The sequence below is a fragment of the Desulfuromonas sp. DDH964 genome, from assembly GCF_001611275.1.
Classification (GTDB): Bacteria; Desulfobacterota; Desulfuromonadia; order Desulfuromonadales; family DDH964; genus DDH964.
This window is the reverse complement of the sequence record NZ_CP015080.1, coordinates 2,422,100-2,444,968: the sequence shown is the minus strand read 5'-3', so window position 1 is coordinate 2,444,968 and position 22,869 is coordinate 2,422,100. Positions and strand designations below refer to the sequence as shown.

Annotated in this window: 19 protein-coding genes; 9 read left to right on the top strand and 10 right to left on the bottom strand. The window is 63.4% G+C overall.

Annotated features, from left to right (window positions below; genetic code table 11):
* The first annotated feature begins 168 nt into the window (after positions 1–168).
* From ltrA to DBW_RS11220, 4 genes are all read left to right on the top strand, one after another.
* Positions 169–1,572 carry a group II intron reverse transcriptase/maturase gene (gene ltrA, locus DBW_RS11235; RefSeq protein ID WP_066724184.1) on the top strand — a complete coding sequence of 468 codons (1,404 nt, stop codon included), beginning with the start codon at positions 169–171 and terminating at the stop codon, positions 1,570–1,572.
* Positions 1,573–1,725: 153 nt separating this feature from the next.
* Positions 1,726–3,879 carry a RelA/SpoT family protein gene (locus DBW_RS11230; protein ID WP_066727618.1) on the top strand — a complete coding sequence of 718 codons (2,154 nt, stop codon included), beginning with the start codon at positions 1,726–1,728 and terminating at the stop codon, positions 3,877–3,879.
* Between the two features lie 78 nt (positions 3,880–3,957).
* Positions 3,958–4,344: a RidA family protein gene (locus DBW_RS11225; RefSeq protein WP_066727617.1), complete on the top strand. Its 387-nt coding sequence runs from the start codon at positions 3,958–3,960 to the stop codon at positions 4,342–4,344.
* Positions 4,345–4,532: 188 nt separating this feature from the next.
* The gene (locus tag DBW_RS11220) at positions 4,533–5,069 is read left to right on the top strand and encodes a DUF924 family protein (RefSeq protein WP_066727616.1); all 537 of its coding nucleotides are present in this window, start codon (positions 4,533–4,535) and stop codon (positions 5,067–5,069) included.
* Positions 5,070–5,156: 87 nt separating this feature from the next.
* On the opposite strand, the gene DBW_RS11215 is transcribed toward DBW_RS11220, so the two are convergent.
* The 10 genes from DBW_RS11215 to purM form a co-directional block, all read right to left on the bottom strand.
* Positions 5,157–7,130: an alpha-amylase family glycosyl hydrolase gene (locus DBW_RS11215; RefSeq protein ID WP_066727615.1), complete on the bottom strand. Its 1,974-nt coding sequence runs from the start codon at positions 7,128–7,130 to the stop codon at positions 5,157–5,159.
* Between the two features lie 3 nt (positions 7,131–7,133).
* Complete coding sequence (locus DBW_RS11210; RefSeq protein WP_066727614.1) at positions 7,134–8,048, bottom strand: carbohydrate kinase family protein; 915 nt, start codon at positions 8,046–8,048, stop codon at positions 7,134–7,136.
* Positions 8,041–8,904 (bottom strand): HAD-IIB family hydrolase, encoded by an 864-nt coding sequence (locus DBW_RS11205; RefSeq protein WP_066727613.1) that lies wholly within the window; start codon positions 8,902–8,904, stop codon positions 8,041–8,043. Before DBW_RS11205 ends, DBW_RS11210 begins: the two co-directional genes overlap by 8 nt.
* Positions 8,901–11,087, bottom strand: a complete 2,187-nt coding sequence (locus tag DBW_RS11200) for an HAD-IIB family hydrolase (protein WP_231875324.1) — start codon at positions 11,085–11,087, stop codon at positions 8,901–8,903. Before DBW_RS11200 ends, DBW_RS11205 begins: the two co-directional genes overlap by 4 nt.
* 119 nt (positions 11,088–11,206) lie before the next feature.
* The gene (locus tag DBW_RS11195; protein WP_066727612.1) at positions 11,207–12,511 is read right to left on the bottom strand and encodes a CDP-alcohol phosphatidyltransferase family protein; all 1,305 of its coding nucleotides are present in this window, start codon (positions 12,509–12,511) and stop codon (positions 11,207–11,209) included.
* A 157-nt stretch (positions 12,512–12,668) separates the two neighbouring features.
* Positions 12,669–12,860: a 50S ribosomal protein L28 gene (gene rpmB / locus DBW_RS11190; RefSeq protein ID WP_066727611.1), complete on the bottom strand. Its 192-nt coding sequence runs from the start codon at positions 12,858–12,860 to the stop codon at positions 12,669–12,671.
* A 95-nt stretch (positions 12,861–12,955) separates the two neighbouring features.
* On the bottom strand, positions 12,956–14,200 hold the full coding sequence (locus DBW_RS11185; RefSeq protein ID WP_066727610.1) for a hypothetical protein: 1,245 nt from the start codon (positions 14,198–14,200) through the stop codon (positions 12,956–12,958).
* Positions 14,201–14,293: 93 nt separating this feature from the next.
* A complete protein-coding gene (locus DBW_RS11180) occupies positions 14,294–14,749 on the bottom strand; it encodes a DUF523 domain-containing protein (protein WP_066727609.1) in 456 nt (151 codons plus the stop codon).
* A 24-nt stretch (positions 14,750–14,773) separates the two neighbouring features.
* Positions 14,774–15,442 (bottom strand): phosphoribosylglycinamide formyltransferase, encoded by a 669-nt coding sequence (purN, locus tag DBW_RS11175; RefSeq protein ID WP_066727608.1) that lies wholly within the window; start codon positions 15,440–15,442, stop codon positions 14,774–14,776.
* A gap of 10 nt (positions 15,443–15,452) precedes the next feature.
* The gene (gene purM, locus DBW_RS11170; protein ID WP_066727607.1) at positions 15,453–16,502 is read right to left on the bottom strand and encodes a phosphoribosylformylglycinamidine cyclo-ligase; all 1,050 of its coding nucleotides are present in this window, start codon (positions 16,500–16,502) and stop codon (positions 15,453–15,455) included.
* Positions 16,503–16,721: 219 nt separating this feature from the next.
* On the opposite strand from purM, the gene rimI reads away from it, so the two are divergent.
* From rimI to DBW_RS11145, 5 genes are all read left to right on the top strand, one after another.
* Entirely contained in the window at positions 16,722–17,201 is a 480-nt protein-coding gene (gene rimI / locus DBW_RS11165; protein WP_066727606.1) for a ribosomal protein S18-alanine N-acetyltransferase, read from the top strand.
* A 213-nt stretch (positions 17,202–17,414) separates the two neighbouring features.
* Positions 17,415–18,275, top strand: coding sequence for a dihydroorotate dehydrogenase electron transfer subunit (locus DBW_RS11160; protein WP_066727605.1), 861 nt, complete (start codon positions 17,415–17,417; stop codon positions 18,273–18,275).
* 26 nt (positions 18,276–18,301) lie between these two features.
* Positions 18,302–19,225, top strand: a complete 924-nt coding sequence (locus DBW_RS11155; protein WP_066729808.1) for a dihydroorotate dehydrogenase — start codon at positions 18,302–18,304, stop codon at positions 19,223–19,225.
* A 142-nt stretch (positions 19,226–19,367) separates the two neighbouring features.
* Positions 19,368–22,034, top strand: a complete 2,667-nt coding sequence (locus DBW_RS11150) for a CBS domain-containing protein (protein ID WP_066727604.1) — start codon at positions 19,368–19,370, stop codon at positions 22,032–22,034.
* Between the two features lie 141 nt (positions 22,035–22,175).
* Entirely contained in the window at positions 22,176–22,862 is a 687-nt protein-coding gene (locus DBW_RS11145; RefSeq protein ID WP_442856865.1) for a site-2 protease family protein, read from the top strand.
* Positions 22,863–22,869 lie beyond the last annotated feature (7 nt).

Here is a 22,869-nt window from a genome sequence, read left to right as displayed (position 1 = left end):
AGGAAGGTCACGCGCATTACCCTGGGAGATCTGTCGGTCTGCCTCGTGCTACCGTCACCGTAAGGTGTCGGGACGGGCCGGCAGAAGTCAGCAGAGGCCGTAGTAGCCGGAGTAACCACCCGGCAAAGGGCCGAACACGAGGCGTCGTTTCAGGAGACTCGCGTTTCGATGACGACAAGAGCAGCAGAAGTCCCGGTCGAGATACCGGGAGCCGTCCCGGAGGGCAGCGGCCGGAAGCCGCCAGAGCATGGGAGCGGTGCGTCAAACGTCACGGCAACGAGAGACCCTTCCTGGACGAAAGCGGAAAGGGGGCTGATGGAAGACGTCGTCAGCCGCCCGAACATGATGGCGGCCTTAGAGCGGGTGGAAGCCAACAAGGGCGCCCCCGGCATCGACGAGATGACGACGGGCGAGCTTCGCGGTTTTCTCAAGGAGAAGTGGCCGACCATCAGGGAAGAGTTGCTGAATGGGACGTATCGCCCCCAGCCGGTGCGGAAGGTGGAAATCGAGAAGCCCGACGGGGGAGTGCGCACCCTGGGAATCCCCACGGTGTGCGATCGGCTCATTCAGCAGGCGCTGCATCAGGTGCTGACGCCGCTATTCGATCCGGACTTCTCCGAGAGCTCCTACGGGTATCGTCCCGGACGGAGTGCCTGGCAGGCGGTTAGAGCCGCCCGTCGGCATGTGGCCGACGGCAAGCGCTGGGTGGTCGATATCGACCTGGAGAAGTTCTTCGACCGGGTGAACCACGACATCCTCATGTCGCGGGTCGCCCGTAAGGTCGAAGACAAGCGGGTATTGCTGCTCATCCGGCGGTACCTGCAAGCCGGAGTGCTCGAAGGCGGGCTTGTGTCGCAGAGGGTGGAAGGGACGCCGCAGGGTGGTCCCCTCTCACCTCTTCTGTCGAACATCCTGCTCGACGCGTTCGACAAGGAACTGGAGAGGCGCGGTCACGCCTTCTGCCGCTACGCCGACGACTGCAACATTTACGTGCAGACCAGGCGCAGCGGCCAAAGGGTCATGGCCAGTCTCACCCGGTTCCTGGAGGAGCGGCTGGCACTCAAGGTCAACGTCGCCAAAAGCGCCGTCGACCGTCCTTGGAAAAGGGTCTTTCTGGGTTACAGCATGACCTTTCACAAGAAACCCCGCCTCAAAGTGGCGGAGTCGAGAGTGAAGCGGTTCAAGGCCGGACTCAGGAAGGTCTGCCGACGGGGCAGGGGACGCAGTCTCGCTCAGGTCATCAAAGAAATCACCCCGAAGCTACGGGGGTGGGCCTCTTACTTCCGCCTGGCGGAGGTCAAAGGCATCTTCGAAGAACTGGACAAATGGCTGCGGCGGAAGCTGCGCTGCATTCTATGGCGACAGTGGAAGCGCCCCTATACCCGGGCCAAGAGGTTGATGCAGCGGGGATTGCCGGAAGCCCGGGCGTGGAAATCGGCCACGAACGGGCGAGGCCCCTGGTGGAACTCAGGGGCCTCGCACATGAATGAAGCGTATCCGACATCCTTCTTTCGCTACTTGGGGCTGATCCGCTTGACCGATCAGCACCGCCGCTTTCAGAGCGCCTTGTGAACCGCCGTGTACGGAACCGTACGCACGGTGGTGTGGGAGGACGGCGGGGGCGACCCCGCCTCCTACCCGATTTTCATGCCTACCACCGCCGCTTGCTGCTGACGGTGTCCCGCTCTCTTCCCCGACTCCGGATGATCACCGGTAAGAATCGCGATGGTACGTTTCAACGAAATTCTCGAAAAAATCCTCGCCTATAATCCGGGGGCCGATCTCGACCCTCTCCGCAAGGCCTATGTCTTCAGCGCCAAGGGGCACCAGGGGCAGGTCCGCCTCTCCGGCGAGCCCTACCTGACCCACCCGCTGGAAGTGGCGGAAATTCTCGTTCAGCTCAAGATGGACGTACCGACGATCGTTACCGGTCTGCTCCACGACACCATCGAGGATACCCTGACCACGCCCGAAGAACTGGAAACCCTCTTCGGGGTCGAGGTCGCCAGCCTGGTGGAGGGGGTGACCAAGATCGGCAAGATCACCTTCCGGACCAGCGAGGAGCGCCAGGCCGAGAACTTCCGCAAGATGCTGCTGGCGATGGCGCGCGATTTGCGGGTGATCATGGTCAAGCTCGCCGACCGTCTCCACAACATGCGCACCCTCGATTTCCAGCCGCTAGAGCGCCAGCGCCGGATCGCCCGGGAAACCCTCGACATCTTCGCGCCGCTGGCGAATCGCCTCGGTATCAGCTGGCTGAAAAGCGAGCTCGAAGATCTCGCCTTTCGCTACCTCGAACCGGAGGTCTATGCCGATCTCGACGCCAAGGTGGCCAAACGCAAGCGGGAGCGGGAAACCTACATCGAGGACGTCAGGAAGCAGATCAGCGCCAAGCTCGTCGAGCATGAAATCCGTGGCGAGATTTCCGGGCGCTACAAGCACCTCTATTCGCTCTATCAGAAAATGCAGCGCCAGGGGATCGATTTTGAACAGGTTTATGACCTGGTGGCGTTTCGCATCCTGCTCGACAATATCCGGGACTGCTACGCGGTCCTCGGCATCATTCACGCCGCCTGGAAGCCGGTCCCCGGCCGCTTCAAGGACTACATCGCCATGCCCAAGGCGAACATGTACCAGTCCCTGCACACCACCGTTATCGGTCCCTTCGGCGAGCGGATGGAAGTGCAGATCCGCACCTTCGACATGCACTCCATCGCCGAAGAAGGAATTGCCGCCCACTGGAAGTACAAGGAGAAGGGGGCCTCGGTAGTGGTCGACAGCGAGGACAAGCGTTTCTCCTGGTTGCGGCAGATGCTCGAATGGCAGAAGGAACTCAAGGACTCCCGGGAATTTCTCGACACGGTCAAGATCGACCTCTTTCCCGAGGAGGTCTATGTCTTCACCCCCAACGGCGACGTCAAGGAACTCCCGCGGGGGGCCACCCCTGTCGATTTCGCCTACAGCGTTCATACCGATGTCGGCCACCATTGCAGTGGCGCCCGCGTCAATGGCAAGCTGGTGCCACTCAAGACCGAGTTGAAGAACGGCGATGTCGTCGAGGTGATCACTTCACCGCATCAGAACCCCGGCAAGGACTGGCTTAAATTCGTCAAAACGCCGCGGGCCCGCAACAAGGTGCGCCAGTGGATCAAGACCCAGCAGCACGAAAAGAGCCTCGAACTCGGGCGCAGCCTTCTCGAAAAGGAGTTGCGCAAGCATGGCTTCAGTCTCAATCGGGCCCTTACCTCGCCGGAACTGGCGGCAACCGTAGAAGAACTCGGGTTCCAGCAGGTCGACGATCTGCTGGCGGCGCTTGGTTACGGCAAGGTGACCGTCGGTCAGGCGATCGGCCGGCTGGTCCCCCACGATAAGCTGAAGAAGGAATCGACCAAGCCCAATCGGCTCGGCCGGGTCCTGGACAAGATTCGCAAGCGCCCGTCGAGTGCGATGAAGATCGACGGCATCGACGATATCCTGGTGCGCTTCGGCAAATGCTGCAATCCCTTGCCGGGCGATCCGGTCACCGGCTTCATTACCCGGGGGCGCGGGGTCACCGTGCATACCCTCGACTGTTCCCATGTCGCCGAGGGTGACCCCGAACGGCGGGTCGATATCGAATGGGACATGAAGAAGAAAGCCTCCCGGCCGATCAAGATCCGGGTCTACTGTCTCGATCAGAAGGGGATGCTGGCCGGAATCACCGGTGCGATAACCAGTTGCGAGGCGAACATTATCAGTGCCAATGTCGTCTCCACCGCCGACCACCGTGGGGTCAACAATTTTGAAATCGACATCCAGGATCTCGACCATCTCAACCGGGTGACCAGTGCCCTGCTCAAACTGAAGGGGGTGACCGGGGTGGAACGTTTGCGGAACTGAGGTAAGATCAGTAGGCAGGAATGGCGAAGGCCTTTTGTTGGCAGTCTTGCATTGTGAACCATGAGGAAGGAGTGGCAGATGAAGACCACGGCAATCGCGACCGATCGGGCTCCCGAGGCGATCGGGCCCTATTCCCAGGCGATCCAGGCCGGCGACTGGATTTTCCTGTCCGGCCAGATCCCCCTCGATCCACGTACCGGCGAATTGATCGGCACCGGCATCGAGGCGCAAACCCGCCAGGTCATGGCCAATCTCAAGGCGGTTCTCAACGCCGCCGGAGTTGATTTCCATGCCGTGGTCAAGACCACCATTTATCTCACCGATCTCAACCACTTCGCGGTTGTTAACGGGATTTACGGCGAAGCCTTTCCCGCCATCCCCCCGGCCCGGGTCACGGTGCAGGTGGCTGCCCTCCCCAAGGGGGCGCTGGTCGAGATCGACTGCATCGCCTGCCGCAAGGATTAGACTGCACTGCTCCAGGTAAAATGGAAGGGCCTCCCGGGTTGCATCCGCGGCAGGCCCTTCTTGTTTGCCCGGGGCACTTGCTTGCGGCATGGAAGCAAGCTGCTATCCTGCAATCTGGTGACCCCTGCACCTGACCCGACAGCGCCCGATGGGGTGAAAAACCAAAACGGCATAGATTGGAGGCAGCAATGTACCGGCAGATCCTCGACTTCTGGTTTGTCGAAACGGAACCCAGGATGTGGTGGTCCGCCAATCCGGACTTCGACAATCTGATCAGGGAGCGTTTCCTCACCCTGCTGGAGCGCGCCGCGCGAGCTGAACTCTATTCCTGGCGCCGGGAACCGAAAGGGCGCCTAGCCGAAATCATCCTCCTCGATCAGTTCTCGCGCAACCTCTACCGGCAGACGCCGGCTGCATTCTCCCAGGACTCCATGGCCCTGGTGCTGGCGCAGGAGGCGGTTGCCGCCGACGCCCTTGCCGACTTGACTGCGACCGAACGAAGTTTCCTGTTGATGCCCTATATGCACAGCGAATCGCGGGAAATTCATCGTTGGGCGGAACAGCTCTTCCGCGACCACACGCCGCCAGCCAGCTACGAGTTTGAACTGCGGCACAAGGCCATTATCGATCGATTTGGTCGCTATCCCCACCGGAACCAGATCCTGGGGCGTGTTTCCAGTGCCGAGGAACGCGATTTCCTGAAACAGCCCGGCTCAGGTTTCTAGACCGCCCAAAGGGCCAGACTTCCCGTTGGAAAGCTGGCCCTTTCGCTTGGTTCAGTGATCGCCCGCGGCCATCACCGGCCGGCTCTTTCAGGGGATGGCGGTTGAGCGCTGGTCGGTCAACCAGTAAAAGCGGAACGGGGGGATGACCAGTTGCCGGTTGAAAAGGGCGGGGGACTCACCGCTGGCCAGATCCTGGGGGACGCCGAACTGGAACCGGCCGCGCTGGCCAAGGTTGTCCATGTCAAGATGCTGGGGCCTGCCATCGAAGTTGGCAACGACGAGGACATTCTCGTTGCCGTGTTGCGGATGGCTGCGCAGAAAGACAAAGAGGTGCTCATTGTCGACCTCGACGAGATCGCGATTGTTGAAATCGGCAAAGGCCGGGATCGATTTACGCACCGCGATCAACCTCTGCAACCCCTGGAAAATCCGGTACTCGATGGTTCCGCGCTGGTGGCGGCGCTCGGCCTTCTCCCAGTCGATCTGCGGACGATGGATCCAGCGGGTATCGGCGGCCTTTGAAGCATCGCCGAGGTAGCTGAAATCATTAAGGGTCCCGATGGCGTCGCCGTAGTAGAGGAGGGGAATGCCGCCGAAGGAGAGGATCATGCCATGGAGCAGCAGGATCAGATCGACGGCGCGGTCAATTTCCTGCGGATCCTCATGGGTGAGGGCCGCCTCGAGACCGATCAGCGAGGCGAGTGACCCGGCGATACGGGTATCGCCGGTCCTGCCGTTGCGACCGAAGGGGAGCCCGCGGGCTTCGGAGGCTGCATAGGCGCCGGTAAAATAGTCGACGAGAAACTGGCGGTGGGTGGCGGGATCGTAGCCGCAGCGGACGATGTCGGCATCGTCAAAGCCGAAGCCGATGTCGTCATGGCAGCGCACGTAATTGAGCCAGGTTGCCCGGTCGAGTTTGTTCGGCAGGCTCTTGATCCCGCGGTTGAGCAGCTTGGCGTTGCGGGTGGCGACAGCGTCCCAGAGCAGCGCCATGAAGGTGGCGTTGTAGGCAATTTCGCACTCCTTGGCGATCACCGCGTCCTCACCGAAATACTTGATGATTTCGACCGGTGCCACGATCGCTTCGGCGATGAAGAGGACTCCGGGGGCGGTCACCTGGCAGCAATCCTTGAAAAGCTGCAGAATCAGGTGGGCTTCCCGCAGGTTCTGGCAGTTGGTGCCGATCTTTTTCCAGAGAAAGGCGACGGCATCGAGGCGGACGATGTCGGCGCCGAGGTTGGCCCAGAAGAGGATGATATCGACCATCTCGATGAAGACATCGGGGTTGCTGTAGTTGAGGTCCCACTGGTAGCTGTTGAAGACCGTCATCACCCACTGTTGCAGGGCGTCATCCCAGGTGAAGTTGCCCGGCGCGGTTTCCGGAAAAATCTGCGGCATGGTTTCTTCGAACATGTCCGGCACGTCGCGACTGGGGAAGATGTAAAAGTAGTTCTGGTATTTCTCTTCGCCGCCGCGTGCGCGGCGTGCCCATTCATGTTCATCGGAGGTGTGATTGACGACCACATCGAGCGTCAGCAGGATACCGCGCTTGCGCAGGGCCGCGGCAAGTTGGCGCAGCTCTTCCAGGGTGCCGATACGCGGGTCGATCTCCTTGAAGTTGCTCACGGCGTAGCCGCCGTCGCTGGCGCCGACCGGGCAAGGCATCATCGGCATGATGTGCAGCAGGTTCACCCCGAGTTCCTGCAGGTAACAGAGTTTCTCCTGGACCCCGGTGAGGTTGCCGGCAAAGCCATCGGCGTAAAGCGCCATGCCGATCCATTCCTGGCTGAGAAACCAGTTGTGCTCCTTTTCCCGGCCCTTGTCGCAGGACTCCAACTCCGTCGAGCGTTCGATGTAGCGGCTCGCCATGACTTCCACCAGCTCGACCATCTTTCGCCGAAAGTCCTCGCGTTTGCCGTAAAGGTGATGAAACAGTGAATGAATGACATAGAAATTGGCGCCGAGGCGGGTATAGAAATGGCGCAGGTCCTGGCGACGGATCTCGGGTTTGAGTTCGTCAAGGATTTCATTGAGCAGGGAGTGGGATACCTGTTCGTACATAGATCAGTCTTCCTTTTTCCAGGCTGAGCGCAACTGCGCATAGAGGTTCAGGTCGTGACTCAGGGCGCCGCGCAGGCCGACGATCTGGCTGGCGAACTGCTGCGCCCTGGCCAATGTCTTGGGCAGGGGCCAGGCGCGTAGCAGGCCGAGGATAGAGACCGCGGCGAAGGCGTCACCGGCGCCGACCGTGTCGATGACCCGGGTCTTGCCCGCGGGCGCCACCTGGTGGCAGCTGCCGGCCCGATCGAGGGCAAATGCCCCCCGTGCTCCGCAGGTGACCAGGAGCAGTGCCAGCTCGTAACGCGCGATGAACTTTTCGGCCTTTTCCTCCAGGGTGCCCGGTCCCGGGGCCAGGGTGTGGAGCTCGTCCTCGTTGATCTTGACCCAGTGGGCGCGCTGCAGCAGCTTTTCGACCTGCTCCCGGCGCCACCAGGGGGGCCTCAGGTTGATATCGAGAAAGACCTGGGCTTGGGTGGTATCCAGCAGGGCACCCAGGGCTGCCGCCGCAGTCGGATGACGGACCCCGAGACTGCCGTGATAGACCAGCGCAGTCGGGGGGAGGGCGGGAAAGGCGGCCGAATCGATATAATCGAAGGCGCGCTCGGCAGCGATGTCGAAGGCGGGTTGGCCATCGGCCAGAAGGACCCGGACCAGGCCGGTGCCGCGATCCGGGTCGCGTTGCAGGCCACAGGTCGCCAGATGCCAGTGCCTCATCCTGGCGTAGACTTCGTCCCCGGCAGGATCGTTGCCGACGCGGCTGATGAAGAGGGGCGGGACGCCGAAGGCCTGCAGATGCCAGGCGACATTGAAGGGGGCGCCGCCAAGGATTCGACTGCCGTCTTCGAAGCAGTCGAAGAGGACTTCGCCGAAAATGACCGGCGACAGCAGCGGGGGCGAATTGTCAGGGAGCCTAGTCATGGGATTCCAGGGCCGAGGCGAAGAACTCGACCAGTTCGGGATGAAAGTGCGCGACACCTTCCAGGATGCCGGCGCTGTAATTGCCATTGAGCCCACAGAAATTGCCACCGGCCAGGTAAAGCTGTTCCCGGTTGCCGGCCCGGTCGGCGGCGGCGACGGCTTCCGCACGGACCTCGGCAATGGCATTGGCGACCAGGACCGCTGGAATGGGGCTGGCCAGGACCTCGAGATCGTTGCCGCTATCGCCGGCGAAGAGGCATTGGCGCCACGAAAGCCCGAGGGCTGCGCCCAGAAACTCCACGGCCTGCAGTTTGCCGGCCCGCCGCGGCAGGATGTCGAGCAGGCCGACGCCGGCGGTTTCATCCGTACTCCAGACCAACCGGGTGGCAATGCCCAGGTTGTTGAGCCGCCGGTCAAGGGTAGCAGCGAGCCGTAAACGGTCGGCGTTTGCCGGGACGAAATAGCTGAGCTTGAATTCGCCCTGCTGGTCCTCCCGTTGCAGGTGGAGGGGCGTGTCCTGCGCCAGCACCGGATGGAGCTGGCGCCAGCTCTTCCCACCCCAGTCGGCGGCAATCCGCTGGCGCCATTCTTGCCAGAGCTGCCAGGTCCCCGACCGCAGGTCGTAAATCGTGGTGCCGACATCGCCGATGACAAAGTCGGGGGCGGGGAGCTGAAATTCCGCCATGGCGGCGAGAACCCGCTGGCGATCGCGGCCGCTGACGAATGCGAGACTGACCTCGGGATGGGCGACCAGGGCCGCCAGTCCCTGGCGGGCCCGGGGCGACTCCCGCTGCGGCCCGTTGGGGAGCAGGGTGCGGTCGAGATCGGTGCAGAGCAACAGGCGCTTGGCGGTCATGGCTGCGTTGCTTCCTCCTCCGGGGGCTGGCAGCGCCCGAAGAAGTCGTAATGCTCCATCGCCTCCAGGATGCCGCGCGCCCCCGGCGCCCGGGCGAAATAGATCCGATCGAGATCGGTCAGGTGGGAAAGCTCTTCCTCGTGACGACTGCCGACCACCGCGGCCAGGGTGTTGCCGCGCATCATGTCTTCATCGGCACCGGAACCGCCGCAGGCGAGAATCCGTTCCAGGGGGAGTTCGCGCAGGGCGGCGATGTAGCGCAGCGCCAGTCCCTTGGAGGCGCGGATCGGCAGGATGTCGAGAAACTGGCCGAAAGAGAGAATCACGTTGACGGCCTGTTCCTCCCGCGCCAGCAACTGGTTGATCTCCTCAAGGCTCGGCGCGAGGTCGGGGTCGATGTAATAGCTGATCTTGAAGCGGCTCTGGTCCTGTTTCTTTTGCAGCCATAAGCCGGGCAGACTGGCGAGAGTCCGCCGTACCACCTGGGGGGTCCAGCGGGTGTCGATATGTTGGGGCCAGGCGGTGTCCTCGGTCAGTTCCGGCGCATAGTGGATCTCGGTGCCGCCACTGGTGATGAGAAAGTCCGGTTCCGGGATGCCGTATCTGCGGATGACCTCCAGCGCCGAGTCGAGGCGGCGACCGGTGGCAATGCCGAAATAGGCCATATTACGATTTTCCCGCAGCACCCGGGCGAGTTCCGGAATGGCTTCAGGGTCGGCGAGAAGGTTCTGGTCGAGGTCGCTGAAGATTGCCCGGTCATGGTAAAGGCGTTTCTTGCGTGTCTTGCGTTGGCGGAACAGGGGGGTTCCTGCGCTGCTGATGACGGCGCTGACCATGGTCAGGTAACTCTGCACATGGGCATCCCAGGAGTAATGGGCCTCGACCCCGGTGATACCGTTGCGGGAATATTCATCCCAGCGCGCCGCCTGGAACAAAATCGATCCTATCCTGGCGGCGATATCCTGCGGGTCGAGGGGGTCAGTGAGGAGGCCGTTGTGGCAGTTGGCAATAATGTCACGCGGGCCGCCATCCTCGGTGGCGACGATCGGCAGGCCGCTGGCGGCCGCCTCAATCAGGGTCAGGCCGAAGGGTTCGGTCAGCGCCGGATTGACGAAGACGCCCCTGGTCCTGGTCGCCAGGCGGTAGATCAGCGGTACTTCGCTGGCGGCGTGATGCTTGGGGTAGGCGACCCGGCCGTAAAGATCGTACTGGTCGATCTGTACCAGCAGCTGGGTCAAAACTTCCTGGGCGCCGCTTTCGAGGTTTTGGATGTCGTCGCGGTTGCCGAGGACGATCACCAGGTTGGCGGCCTTTTGCAGCTGCGGGTCCTCGCCAAAGGCGGTGAGCAGGGCGCCGACGTTCTTGCGGGCATCGGGGCGGGAGAGGGCCAGGATCATCGGCTTGTCAGGATCCTGCAAAAAACGCCGGATTTCGGCGGCGATGGGCGCCTTTTCTTCATCTCCTGCCGGCGGATGAAATTTTTCCAGGTCGGTCCCGGGGGGGATCACCTGCATCTGCTCGGCCTGGTAATAGTCGTAGAGGGCGTACTGCTCCTCGATCTCCTGGCGGGTGCTGGTAATGACCCGTTCCGCCGAGGCGAGGGTCAACTCCTCGGCTTCGATGCGCCGAGCCATGGCGTAGCGTTCCTCGATCTGGTTGGAGCTCAGACCGGTCGCCAGCAAGCGGCGGCGTTTGACCCGTCCCAGGGAATGACCGGTATGAATCAGCGGAATGCCACGGATGTGGGCGAGACGGCTGCCAACGTAGCCGGCATCGGCGTAGTGGCTGTGCAGCAGGTCGGGTTGCCGTGGCTGGCTGTGGAAATAGGCAATGGTATTGTCGACAAAGGTATCGAGGTGATCCCAGAGGGTTTCCTTGGCGAGGTAGCCCGGGGGACCGGCTTCAATGCGGATGATACGGGCATTGGCGGCCAGGGCCTCGATCGGCTCTGCATAATCGCCGCTGACCTGGGCGTCGACCACCTGGCGGGTCAGCAGATCGACCTGGGCGACCTCCGGGTGTCGCGCCAGGGCCCGGGCGAGTTCGACCACGTACTTGGTCTGCCCCCCGGTGTCGGCGTCGCGGCCGAGTTCCAGCTCTTCACCGCGAATCAGGCCATGAATACTGATGAGGCAGAGGTAGAGACCCTTGCGCGTGATTTGTTCCTGACCGGCAGCTGACAACAGAAGCTCCTCCCAATCTTATTGCATAGATACTAAATAGTAACATACTCGTCAAATCGGGAGGTCGATTGACGGGTGGTTACAGCTGGTGAAGTTCCGGCCGCAGGGTAGGGGGTGGTTCAGGCGCGGGGTTTCCAGAAGAGGGGGGAAGCAAGGTAGACCAGGGCGGCGCAGAGGACGATCAAAAGGGGTGCGGTGTACTCATCGTGGCGGAAGCCGAGGGCGAGCAGGAAGAGGAACCCCCCCAGGGTGAGAACCTTCACCACGCGCGGGATTCTCGGCAGGATGGCGCGACCGAAATGGGCGTAAGGAATTCTCGAGACCATCAGCAAGGCGGTGGTGAGAACGATTGCCCCCGAAATGAGATCGGACCCGATCAGGACGCAGGCGGTACCGGCCAGGAGGGCTCCGGCCGGTGATGGCAGCCCGGCAAAGGTGGCAACGCCGCCGGCAATGCCGGCCTTGCGTTTTTCGACGACGAAACGGACCAGGCGGTAGACGACGGCGACCAGGTAGAAGCTGCCGATCGCCACTCCGACCCAGAAGTTGGTAAACGAGAAGGTGGCGATCAGGCCGATGGTCAGGCCGAAACTGGTGCCGTCGGCGACGTCGTCGAAGACCTCGCCCCGGGGAGTGGAGCCCCAGCGTTCCGCGGCCCGGCCGTCGAAGAGATCGAGGAACTGGCCGAGAAAGACCAGGCCCAAGGCGTAAACGGGGGGGCCGTTACGGAGGATGACCCAGCAGCCGGCAATCCCGCAGGCGAGGTTCATCAGGCTGAGGATGTTGGCATACCAGTAGTTGGGAATCAGCTTGAAGGAGGTCGAGCAGAAGGCGAGAAAGGCGCACATGCCAAGGAGTGGCTGGATCGCGCGGCCGAGCAGGGGGAGCGGACCGTAGAGCCATTCGAGACCAACCACGATCAGCAGCACCACCACCAGGAAGGTCTTGGCCTTGCCGAAGAGGTTGGCGGCCTTGATCTTGATGAAATGACGGGAGGCCTGGCCGATGATATCGAAGGCGACGAAAAAGCCGAGGAAGACCGGGTTGAGCCAGCCGCGCCAGGCAAAATAGATCAGCATCGGCAGGTACATGAGCTTGTCGGAAAGGGGGTCGATCGACTCCCCCTTTTCGGTGTGGAGGTCGCATTTGCGGGCGATTTCACCGTCGGTGATATCGGTGATCATCCAGAAGGTGAAAAAGAAGAGGCAGGCGCGGGGATAATCGAAATGGAGCAGCAGGACCGAGGCGATCCCCATGGGGTAGCGGGCGCGGCTGATGGCGTTGGGGTGCAGCCACCAGTGGCGGCGGACCCAGGCAATCTGCGCGGGGGTGCGCAGGAAATAGCCGACCACGAAACGTTCCGCGATCAGCATCGCCAGGATCGGAAGGCCGATTTCCAGCAGGATGGGGGTGAGCGACGTCATAACGCCCCGGTCGATGAAGCCGGCGCGCCGGCCGGTTTGGTTGCGGGGGAGCTGGTGCTGGAGCTGTCTCCCCGGTCTGGTGCGAGGAAGCAGAAAGAGGGGGGCGGAACCGGTTGTTCCGCCCCCCTCTTCGGGTTTCTGCCCTGCGAAAGGGGGATCAGACCGCCTTGGTCACGGCGCCGGCACGCAGGCAGCGGGTGCAGACCTTGATCGAACGGACGGTTCCCTTGTCGATCGCCTTGACCTTTTGCAGGTTGGGATACCAGACCTTGCGGGTTTTGTTATGGGCATGACTGACGTTGTTGCCAGTCGTCGGTTTTTTTCCGCAGATTTCACAAATACGGGACATGGTACCTGACCTCCTGGAAGTTTAGAACGTGAATTTCTAGCATGCCCGGCACCTGAATGCAACATTTTTTTCTCCCCCGGGGTGCCTGCCTTGGATCATGCCGGTTTTCGACGGAGACGGCGCTGGATGGCAGTGGCGACCGAGAGACCGGTGAGGATTTCACCATTACTGCCGAGGCCGGGCAGGATCGCTTCCGAAGAGTGATAGATGCCTGGTGCGGGAACCGCCCGCCTGATTGCCTGCCGCAAGCCGGGCGGCAGGTCCGGCACTGCCGGGCGCGTTCCCCCAGGGATGGCGAAGGTGGCGAAAGGGAGCAGGGCCTCCAGGCGGGCCTTGAGGGCCTTTGCGGAGAGTTCTTGCCGGCATTCGACGGTTACCCGGCGCTGGTCTCCCGAGCCGGAGAAAAAGAGTCGCAGTGGCGGCGCTCCCGCGAGCACGACATGATCGGCAAGCACAGGTGGAACCTTGTCGCCGAGGGGAATTTGAGGCGGCTGCTGGCTGTCGGCGACGGTGAAGGTTTGCAGCGGTTGGGGGAGAAATGCTGCCGCAGCGCCCCCCCCGACGACCACGGCGCTTGCCGTCATCTGTTGGCCACCGCGAAAATGGAGGCGGCTCGGTTGGTGGCGTCCGGGATCGAGAGATTCGAGCCGGGCGAGGTCGTCCTCCTGGCCATGGAACTGCTGGTAGCGGCGCTGGAGCAAACCCTCCAGCCCGGCAGCCGAGGCGGCCGTGGGACGCATCACCCCATGCCAGAGAAGAGCGGCCTCGGCCAGGCTCAACTCCTCGGCGCTGCGCAGCGCCAGGCCCGGCAGGAGGCCGGAAAGGAAGCCGGCTGCCACCGTCGAGTCGAGTTCGTCGAGGCGGTCGCCGAGAGGTTCGTGCAGGCGCCCCTGGGTCAGCCCCTTGCGCAGGCAGCGGAAGGCAAAGGACCAGCGCGAAGGCAGCCCGGAGAGGGGGAGCCCGCCCTGCTCCCAGAGCAGGGTTGCCAGCTTGTCACCCAAAGCCGCCAGGGTCGAGGTCGTGGCGAGGATTTCATCGGCCGCAGTGGGAAATTCCCGCCGAACTTCCTCGGGAAGCGGATTGCGGCCATGAAAATCGAGACGTACCTCATCGGCCAGGTATTGAAACGGTTGCGGCTTGGTGAGGACCGCGCGGCCATCCAGCTGATCGAGGATTCGCTCCAGCAGCAGCGAAGAAAAGAACCAGGTCGGCGTGGGGAGGGTTTGGGCCGGACGCAGGGTCAACAGCCGGCAGCCGGCGCGGGCCAGGAGGGCGCCGGTAATGCGGGCGGCGAGGCTGTCGCCGAGAATCACGGCGTCGAAATGATGGCTCTGTTTCATGCTGTCGGTCGTCTGATCAAGGGGCGGCGCCGGGAGGAAGTTGCCCGGGGGCGGCTGGGCAAAGGCGGAGCAAGCTGGAACATGGGCAGACTCCTAGGCGGAAAGGTCCTCTTCGCTGATGACGGCGATCCCTGCGCGCAGCAGCAGGGCGCAGGCGACCCCCTGCCCGGCAACCACCCGGCCGGCACGGTGAACCTGGTGGCGGCCGCAGGAGGGACTCCGCTCCTTGAGCAGGGCGGATTGACAACCGCAGGCGCGGAAGGCCTTGAGGGTTTCCCGGGCGCCCTGACGAAACGCTGCACTGACGTCCCGCTGGTCGGTTGTCAGCAGGCGTCCCCGGCCGTCGAGAATGTCATGGCCATCACCGCTCTCGAACTGGCACGGTGGTCGCGGTGTCGGCAATCCGCCCAGTTGTTCCGGACAGACCGGGACCGGGACCAGGTCCTGCGTCGCCAGCCAGGCGATGACCCGCTCGTTGCGCCGGGTGGAACCGTCGTAGCGGGTGTCGAGCCCAAGCAGGCAGGCGCTGACGAGGATCGGCTGAGACATGCGGGTGGTCCGGATGAGAGGTGGCTAGGTTGCAGACGCCAGCGGCGGATTGATCAGTACCCCGGAGGGGAGGGCGGCCGGTGGAGAAATCCGTACCTTTCTGCCGTCGATCTGGAGGCGACCGGCGGCAAAGAGCCGGATCGCTTCGGGGTAGATGCGGTGTTCCTGTTCGAGAATGCGGGCGGCGAGGGTCGCCTCGCTGTCGTCTTCATGCACCGGGACAACGGCCTGGATGATGATCGGGCCGGTATCGACCCCGCCATCGACGAAATGGACGGTGCAGCCGGCGAAACGGGCGCCATATTCGATTGCCTTGCGTTGCACGTGCAGTCCCGGGAAGGCCGGCAGCAGGGCTGGGTGGATATTCATGATGCGACCCGGGAAGGCGTCGATGAAGACGGGGCTGAGGATGCGCATGAAGCCGGCGAGGACGACCAGCCCGGTTCCCGCATCCTCAAGGGCGGCCACCACCGCGCGATCGAATTCCTCGCGGCCGGCGAACTGGCGATGGTCAATGCAGCAGGTTGCAATTCCCGCTTTGCGGGCGCGCTCGAGGGCGCCCGCCTGCGGGTTGTTGCTGAGCACGAGACCGATGTCGGCCCCCAGCGATCCCGCGGCGGCGTGATCGATCAGTGCCTGGAGGTTGGTGCCGCCGCCGGAGGCGAGGACAGAGATGCGCATGCTCCCGGCCATCCTGGCGCTCCTAGGTCAACTCGACCTGATCTTCGTCATCGCCGCACTTGGCGATTTCGCCGATCAGGAAAGCGGTCTCCTTCAGTCCGACGAGCCGCGTCATGATATCGTCCACTTCCCGCTCCGGGACAACCAGGACCATGCCGATTCCGTAGTTGAAGGTGCGGTACATCTCGGCTTCCTCGATATTGCCCCCGGTTCGCAGCAGCTCGAAGATTGCCGGCTTCGGCCAGCTCTCCTTGGCAATGACCGCCTTGCAGTGCCTGGGAAGGACGCGGGGGACATTTTCGAGGATGCCGCCGCCGGTGATATGGGCCATCCCCTTGATCTGGAAGTCGCGCAGCAGGTTGAGAATCGCCTTGACGTAAATCCGGGTCGGGGTCAGCAACTCTTCGCCAAGGGGGCGCTCCAGCCCTGCGGGGGTGGCATCGAGGGGGAGCTGCAGGATGTCGAGGAAGACTTTGCGGGCGAGCGAGAAGCCGTTGGAATGGAGGCCGCTCGAGGCGATGCCGATTACCCGGTCGCCGACGGTGATTGACGAGCCATCGATGATCCTGGTGTTGTCGACCACGCCGACGGTGAAGCCGGCGAGGTCGTATTCGCCGTCGCCGTACATGCCGGGCATCTCCGCGGTCTCGCCGCCGATCAGGGCGCAGCCGGCCTGGACGCACCCCTCGGAAATCCCCCGGACGATCTCCACCGCCTTCTCCGGTGCGAGCTTGCCGGTCGCCAGGTAGTCGAGAAAGAAGAGGGGCTCGGCGCCCTGGACGACGATATCGTTGACGCACATCGCCACCAGGTCGATGCCGATCGTGTCGTGCTTGTCCGCTAGGAAGGCAATCTTGAGCTTGGTGCCGACGCCGTCGGTGGAGGCGACCAGGGTCGGCTTCTCGTATTTGCCGGCGTTGAGGGAGAAGAGACCGCCGAAGCCGCCGATGTCGGTGAGGACTTCCGGGCGGGAGGTGGCTTTCACCAGCGGCTTGATCAGCTGGACAAAACGATTGCCGGCATCGATATCGACGCCGGCATCCTTATAGGTTACCTTGCTGTCTGTGCCCAATTGTTTTGACTCCTGTAAATTTGGTGGCCCATTAATAAATCAAGCTCCGTGTGATTGTCAACGGCAAAGTCCCCCCTGGCAGCCGGCACGGAAAGACTTTACAGGTGGTTGGGCGTGACATAGAATGGCCGGCATCCTGACCGGCGCCGCCGCCTGCCGCACTAATTCTAACTGCTTTGGCGGCGCTTGTCATTCACAACCTCCCGACGATGACGAACCATGGCGGAAGTGCCCAGCCCATCGGAAATCCGCCCGGCCACCGCCGCCGATCTTCCGGCCATCCTGGCGGTGGAGCAAAGCTGCTATTCGCAGCCGTGGAGCGAGGTCCAGTTCCGGGACGAGCTCGGTACTCCCCACGCCCACCTCGATTTGCTGCTGATCGACGGAGACTTGGCCGGTTACCACTGCTGGTGGCTGTTGTGTGGTGAACTCCACGTTCTTAACCTCGCCACCGCCCCCTGCTTCCGGCGGCGCGGGGTCGCCGCCGCGCTCCTCGAGGAGGCCCTGCGGCAGGGCGCGGCTGTCGGAATGGAGCGGGCCCTGCTGGAGGTGCGGGCCGGTAACGACGGAGCCATCCGCCTCTACCGCCGGTTCGGGTTTGTCGAGAGCGGGAGGCGGAAGGGGTATTACCCCGACGGCGAGGACGCCCTGCTGATGGAGAAGGCGAGCGGGTCCAGATCAACAGGTAGGTTGGGTTGAATGCAATGAAACCCAACGCTGGTGGCATTCGGTAACGAACAATCAATTCATCCCGATGGGGGAATGCATTCCCCGCTGCGGGATTGCATTCCCCGCTGCGGGATTGCATTCCCCGCTGCGGGATTGCAACCGCGGGGTTCGCCGATGTTGGGTTTCGCGGAGCTCAACCCAACCTACGGTCCTGATGACAGGTAATCGTGAGAGGAAGGGTCGATGAAAAACTACGCAACCATCATTCTCTCCAACCAGGAGATTTCGCCGGCTTACTTCCGGATGCGCATCCTGACGCCCGGGTTCGCCGCGGTGGCGGCGCCGGGACAGTTCGTCATGGTTCGGCCGGAGCTGGGGCTGCCGACCATGCTGCGGCGCCCCTTCGGCATCTTCCGCACCGGCTGCCTGCCGGCGGAGTGTGAGGGGTTGCCGCCGCGGGAATATATGGAGATCCTCTACAAGGTGGTCGGGGAAGGAACCCGCATCCTCAGTGAACTCCACCAGGGGGACCGGGTGGAGCTCCTCGGCCCTCTCGGCAACGGTTTCGACCTCGGCGCCCCCGGCAGGGAGAAGCTTCTGGTCGGCGGCGGCATCGGCCTGGTGCCCCTCTTCATGCTCGGCGAAGCGCTCCTCGCCCAAGGGAGCCGGGTGCGGCTGCTGATGGGGGGGCGCACCCGGGACGACATCCTGGCACTGACCGAATTCGAGCGCTCCGGGGTCGAGACCTACGTCTCCACCGATGACGGCAGTTTCGGCGAAGCGGGACTGGTCACCAAGGTCCTGGAGCGCAAGCTGCGCAAATATCCGGACGCCGAGGTCTATGCCTGCGGTCCAATGCCGATGCTGAGGGCGGTGGCGGATCTCTGTGCCTCCCTGCGGGCCGACCTGCAGGTCTCCCTCGAAGCTCACATGGCCTGCGGCGTTGGGGCCTGTCTCGGTTGCGTCGTCAAGGGGGTCGGTCACAGCGAAGCCACGCCCCGTTATCTCTGTACCTGCAAGGCCGGCCCGGTCTTTGCTGCCGCAGCCCTCGACTGGGAGCGGGCGACGGTTGCCAGCGACGGCTGCGGGGGGGAGTGCAAATGATCGATTTCACTCAGAAGGATGCTGCCATGCCCGCCACCCGTCCCAGTCTCGCCGTCGAGATCGCCGGCCTTAAGTTGCAGAATCCGGTGATGCCCGCCTCGGGGACCTTTGGTTACGGCGAGGAGTACGCCCCCTACCTCGACCTCAACCGCCTCGGCGCCCTGGTCACCAAGGGACTTTCCCTCAACCCCAAGGCCGGCAACCCGACTCCGCGCATCGCGGAGACCACCAGCGGCATGCTCAACGCCATCGGTCTGCAGAATGTCGGCGTCAGTGAATTCATCCAGGGCAAGACACCCCTTTACCGGCAGCTGACGACGCCGGTAATCGCCAACTTCTTTGGCAATACGCTGGAGGAGTACGGGGAAGTGGCGCGGCGGCTGGCCGACATTCCCGAGATCGCCGCGGTAGAGCTGAACATCTCCTGCCCCAACGTCAAGCAGGGGGGGATCGTCTTCGGCACCGAGCCGACCGCCGCCGCCCAGGTGGTCACCCTGGTGCGCAAGGCGCTGCAAAAGCCGCTGATCGTCAAGCTGACCCCCAATGTCACCGACATCACCGTTATCGCGCGGGCGGTGGAAGAAGCGGGGGCCGACGCCATCAGCTGCATCAACACCCTTACCGGCATGGCGATCGACGTCAAGAGTCGCAAGGCGAAGATTGCCAACCGCACCGGTGGTCTTTCCGGTCCGGCGATTCGACCGGTGGCGGTGCGCATGACCTACCAGGTGGTGCAGGCGGTGAAGATTCCGGTCATCGGCATCGGCGGCATCATGTGCGCCCGCGACGCCCTCGAATTCCTTATCGTCGGTGCCCGGGCGGTGCAGGTCGGCACCGCCAACTTCATCGACCCCGGGGTGATGATGACGATCATTGACGATCTCGAACAGTTCCTGGTCGATGAGGGGCTGACCGACATCAACCAGGTGATCGGCAGTTTCACCGGCTAAACCCAAAAAACCAGGGGCCGCGGGACGAGGTACGAGGAAGAGCAGAGCCCTTCAAGGTCGGGTAGACTGTAGTCAGTTCCCAGGAACGGTTGAGGATCGGGTCATTCCTCCTCCCCCGTCCCGCATCCCGCTTCCCGGTCTTATGGATGTCATCACCACCCACATCAATGCCGACTTCGACTGCCTCGGTGCGATGATCGCGGCGCGCCGGCTCTACCCCGATGCCGAACTGGTCTTCGCCGGCGCCCAGGAGAAGAGCCTGCGCGAGTTCTTCCTGCGCAGCACCGTCTACGCCTATGGCTTCAAGCGCATCCGCGACATCGACCTCGATGCCATCGAGCGCCTGGTCCTGGTCGATGTCCGACAATCCGACCGCATCGGTCCCTTCGGCGCCGTCGCCAAACGCGCCGGAGTAGCGCTGCACATCTTCGACCATCATCCGTCCGGGCAGGCCGATCTCGTTGGCGCCGTCGAGGTGATCGAACCGGTCGGTGCCACCGTCACCCTCTTCTGCGAACTCTTCCGCGAGCGGGGGATCGAGCCGACCCCTGACGAAGCGACGCTGATGATGCTCGGGCTCTATGAGGATACCGGCAGTCTGCGCTTCAATTCCACCACCGTTCGCGACCTGCAGGCGGCAGCCTTTCTCCTGGAACATGGCGCCAACCTCAATACCGTTTCCGATTTTCTCACCCAGGAACTGACCGCCGAACAGGTCGCCCTTCTCCATGAACTGATCGAGTCGCGTACCGTCCTCAACGTCAACGGCATCGACATCTCCATCGCCCAGGCTTCGACCGACCGTTTTGTCGGCGATCTCGCGGTCCTCGCCCACAAGCTCAAGGACATGGAGAACCTCGATGCCCTGCTGGTTGCAGTGCGCATGGGGGAGCGGGTCTTCCTGGTCGGTCGCTCGCGCATCCCGGAGGTGAATGTCGGCGAAATCCTCGCTGAGTTCGGTGGCGGCGGGCACGCCTATGCCGCCTCGGGAACGGTCAAGGATCTCACGCTGCTGCAGGTGGTCGAGCGTCTGCCGCAACTGCTGCAGGGGCAGGTCAACCCCCACTGGGAAGCCCGCCACCTGATGTCGCACCCGGTCAAGAGTGTTCCGGTTACCGCCAACATCGACCAGGTCCGGGAACTCTTGACCCGCTACAACCTCAACGCCGTGCCGGTGCTGGAAGGGGAGCGGGTCGCCGGCCTGGTGACCCGGCAGGTGATGGACAAGGCGGTCCATCATGGCCTCGGCCGCGCCTCGGTGGTCGACTACATGAGCACCGAATTCGTCACCGTCCCCCCCGATGCCTCGCTGGAGAGCCTGCGGGAACTGATCGTCGATCGCAACCAGCGCTTCGTCCCGGTCCTCGACGGCGACCGTCTCGCCGGAGCCATCACCCGCACCGACCTGCTGCGCCACCTTGCCTCGAAAGGGCGTCTCTCCGCCCGCTCCGGGAGACCGGGCGGTGATGCCGGCCACGGTCTCAAGCGCCGCCAGGTGCTGCGCCTGCTGCGCGAACAACTCCCCACACGGGTGCAGGAGCTGCTGCCCGAGCTCGGCCGGGCCGCCGATGAGCTCGGGGTCAATGTCTTTGCGGTCGGCGGCTTTGTACGCGACCTGCTGCTGCGCCAGGAAAATCTCGATATCGATATCGTCGTCGAGGGGGACGGCATCGCCTTTGCCCAGACCTTCGCCCGCCGCCACGGCTGCCGGGTGCGGTCGCACCAGAAGTTCGCTACCGCCGTCATCGCCTTTGCCGATGGTTTCAAAATCGACGTCGCTTCGGCGCGCATGGAGTATTATCTCGAACCCGGTGCCCTGCCGAATGTCGAACACGCCTCGATTCGCCTCGATCTGGCGCGCCGCGATTTTACCATCAATACCCTGGCGCTGGCGCTGAACGGCGACAGCTTCGGCGAACTGCTCGATTTTTTTCAGGCCCAGCGCGATCTGCGGGAAAAGGCGATCCGCGTCCTGCATAACCTCAGTTTCGTCGAGGATCCGACCCGGGTCTTTCGGGCCATTCGTTTCGAGCAGCGCCTCGGCTTCCACCTTGGCCAGCATACCGAGCACCTGCTGGTGAGTGCGGTGCGCACCGGCTTTCTCGACAAGGTCGGCGGCAGCCGGGTCTTCAACGAGCTGGTGATTATCCTGCGCGAAGCCGACCCCCTGCCGGCGGTGCTCCGCCTCGATGCCCTCGGCCTGCTCAAGGCGCTCCAGCCCAGGCTGGCCGTCGGCGAGCGCCTGCGCGAACTCTTCACCGAGACCCGCCGTGTGCTGAACTGGTTCGACCTCCTCTTCACCGGGGAGGCAGCGAGCCGCTGGCAGGTCTATTTCCTCGGCCTGAGCAACGATCTTGACGAACCGTCCCTGGACGCCCTCTGCCGGCGCCTTGCCATTCCTGAAAAATACCGGCCTCTCTTCTGCCAGCAGCGCCAGGAGGGGTTGCTGGTGCTGCGCCAGCTCGAACGGCGCCGGGGCAAGCGGGCCCCGCGGGCGAGCGAGATCTGCCGGCTGCTGCAACCGCTGGCGATCGAGATGGTTCTCTTCCTGCTCGCCGCCACCAGCCGGGAAGAGGTACGACGGCTCCTCTCCCTCTATGTCACCCATCAGCGCGGGCAGCGCCCGGAACTGACCGGCGCGGACCTCGCCGCCCTCGGCCTGGCGCCGGGCCCGGTCTACCGCGAGATTTTCGAATGCCTGCTCGCGGCCCGGCTCGACGGCCAGATCGCCAGTCGTGAGGAGGAGCTGGAACTGGTCCGCCGCCGCTTCCTTGCGGGAGAAAAAAAGGGTGCGGGGCGAGAGACGTGACGGCTCCAGTCCCGCGTTGACTTCCCCGCCTCCTTTTGCTACAAAGACGAAGTCTTTCCGGAGGTTTTCAATCCCCGTAAGGATTCCGCCACCGGGGCGGCGCCTGTGGATTCCCCCAGCCATCTGGTCAAAGGCATCGACTTGGAACATATCCTCGCCAAGATTTCCATCATGCTGGTTCCGGCACTCCTCGCCGTGACCCTGCACGAAGTCGCCCATGGCTTCATTGCCGATAAACTCGGTGACCCGACTGCCCGCCTTCTGGGGCGACTCACTCTCAACCCCATGCGTCATCTCGATCCGATCGGGACGCTGGCGCTGCTGATCTTCGGGTTCGGCTGGGCGCGACCGGTGCCGGTCAATTTCCTCAACCTGCAGCGGCCGCGCCGGGACATGATCCTGGTCTCGCTGGCCGGCCCGGGGACCAACTTCGTCCTTGCGCTGGCGTCGGCACTCCTGCTGCGCAGTCTCGCCTGGCTGGCCGGCAGCGGCGTGGCCGATGGCTCCCCTTTGGGGGCCGCCGTCGAACCGCTGCGACTGATGGCTGGATTCAGCCTCTACATCAATATCATCCTCGGGGTTTTCAACCTGCTGCCGATCCCTCCCCTCGACGGCGGGCGGGTCATGACCGGACTGCTGCCCAAGCGGCAGGCCGAGCTGCTGGCACGGCTCGAACCCTTCGGCTTTGTCATTATCATCTTCCTGGTCTTTTTCACCAGCCTCTGGCGCGTTGTTCTGGGGCCGGTGGTCTATCATCTGGTCGCTCTGCTCGCCGGACCGCAGGCGGCCATCGTCCAGCGCGCCATGCAGTTCCTCTTCGGTCACTAGGGGCGCA

Bases quoted from the DNA above. Each gene is read 5' to 3' on its own strand.
- DBW_RS11155 (WP_066729808.1), top strand. From the start codon at position 18,302: ATGCCCGCCACCCGTCCCAGTCTCGCCGTCGAGATCGCCGGCCTTAAG.
- ltrA (WP_066724184.1), top strand. From the start codon at position 169: ATGACGACAAGAGCAGCAGAAGTCCCGGTCGAGATACCGGGAGCCGTC.
- rimI (WP_066727606.1), top strand. From the start codon at position 16,722: ATGGCGGAAGTGCCCAGCCCATCGGAAATCCGCCCGGCCACCGCCGCC.
- purN (WP_066727608.1), bottom strand. From the start codon at position 15,442: ATGGCCGGGAGCATGCGCATCTCTGTCCTCGCCTCCGGCGGCGGCACC.
- DBW_RS11230 (WP_066727618.1), top strand. From the start codon at position 1,726: ATGGTACGTTTCAACGAAATTCTCGAAAAAATCCTCGCCTATAATCCG.
- rpmB (WP_066727611.1), bottom strand. From the start codon at position 12,860: ATGTCCCGTATTTGTGAAATCTGCGGAAAAAAACCGACGACTGGCAAC.
- DBW_RS11215 (WP_066727615.1), bottom strand. From the start codon at position 7,130: ATGTACGAACAGGTATCCCACTCCCTGCTCAATGAAATCCTTGACGAA.
- DBW_RS11160 (WP_066727605.1), top strand. From the start codon at position 17,415: ATGAAAAACTACGCAACCATCATTCTCTCCAACCAGGAGATTTCGCCG.
- DBW_RS11205 (WP_066727613.1), bottom strand. From the start codon at position 8,904: ATGACCGCCAAGCGCCTGTTGCTCTGCACCGATCTCGACCGCACCCTG.
- DBW_RS11225 (WP_066727617.1), top strand. From the start codon at position 3,958: ATGAAGACCACGGCAATCGCGACCGATCGGGCTCCCGAGGCGATCGGG.
- DBW_RS11185 (WP_066727610.1), bottom strand. From the start codon at position 14,200: ATGAAACAGAGCCATCATTTCGACGCCGTGATTCTCGGCGACAGCCTC.
- DBW_RS11150 (WP_066727604.1), top strand. From the start codon at position 19,368: ATGGATGTCATCACCACCCACATCAATGCCGACTTCGACTGCCTCGGT.
- DBW_RS11180 (WP_066727609.1), bottom strand. From the start codon at position 14,749: ATGTCTCAGCCGATCCTCGTCAGCGCCTGCCTGCTTGGGCTCGACACC.
- DBW_RS11220 (WP_066727616.1), top strand. From the start codon at position 4,533: ATGTACCGGCAGATCCTCGACTTCTGGTTTGTCGAAACGGAACCCAGG.
- DBW_RS11195 (WP_066727612.1), bottom strand. From the start codon at position 12,511: ATGACGTCGCTCACCCCCATCCTGCTGGAAATCGGCCTTCCGATCCTG.
- DBW_RS11210 (WP_066727614.1), bottom strand. From the start codon at position 8,048: ATGACTAGGCTCCCTGACAATTCGCCCCCGCTGCTGTCGCCGGTCATT.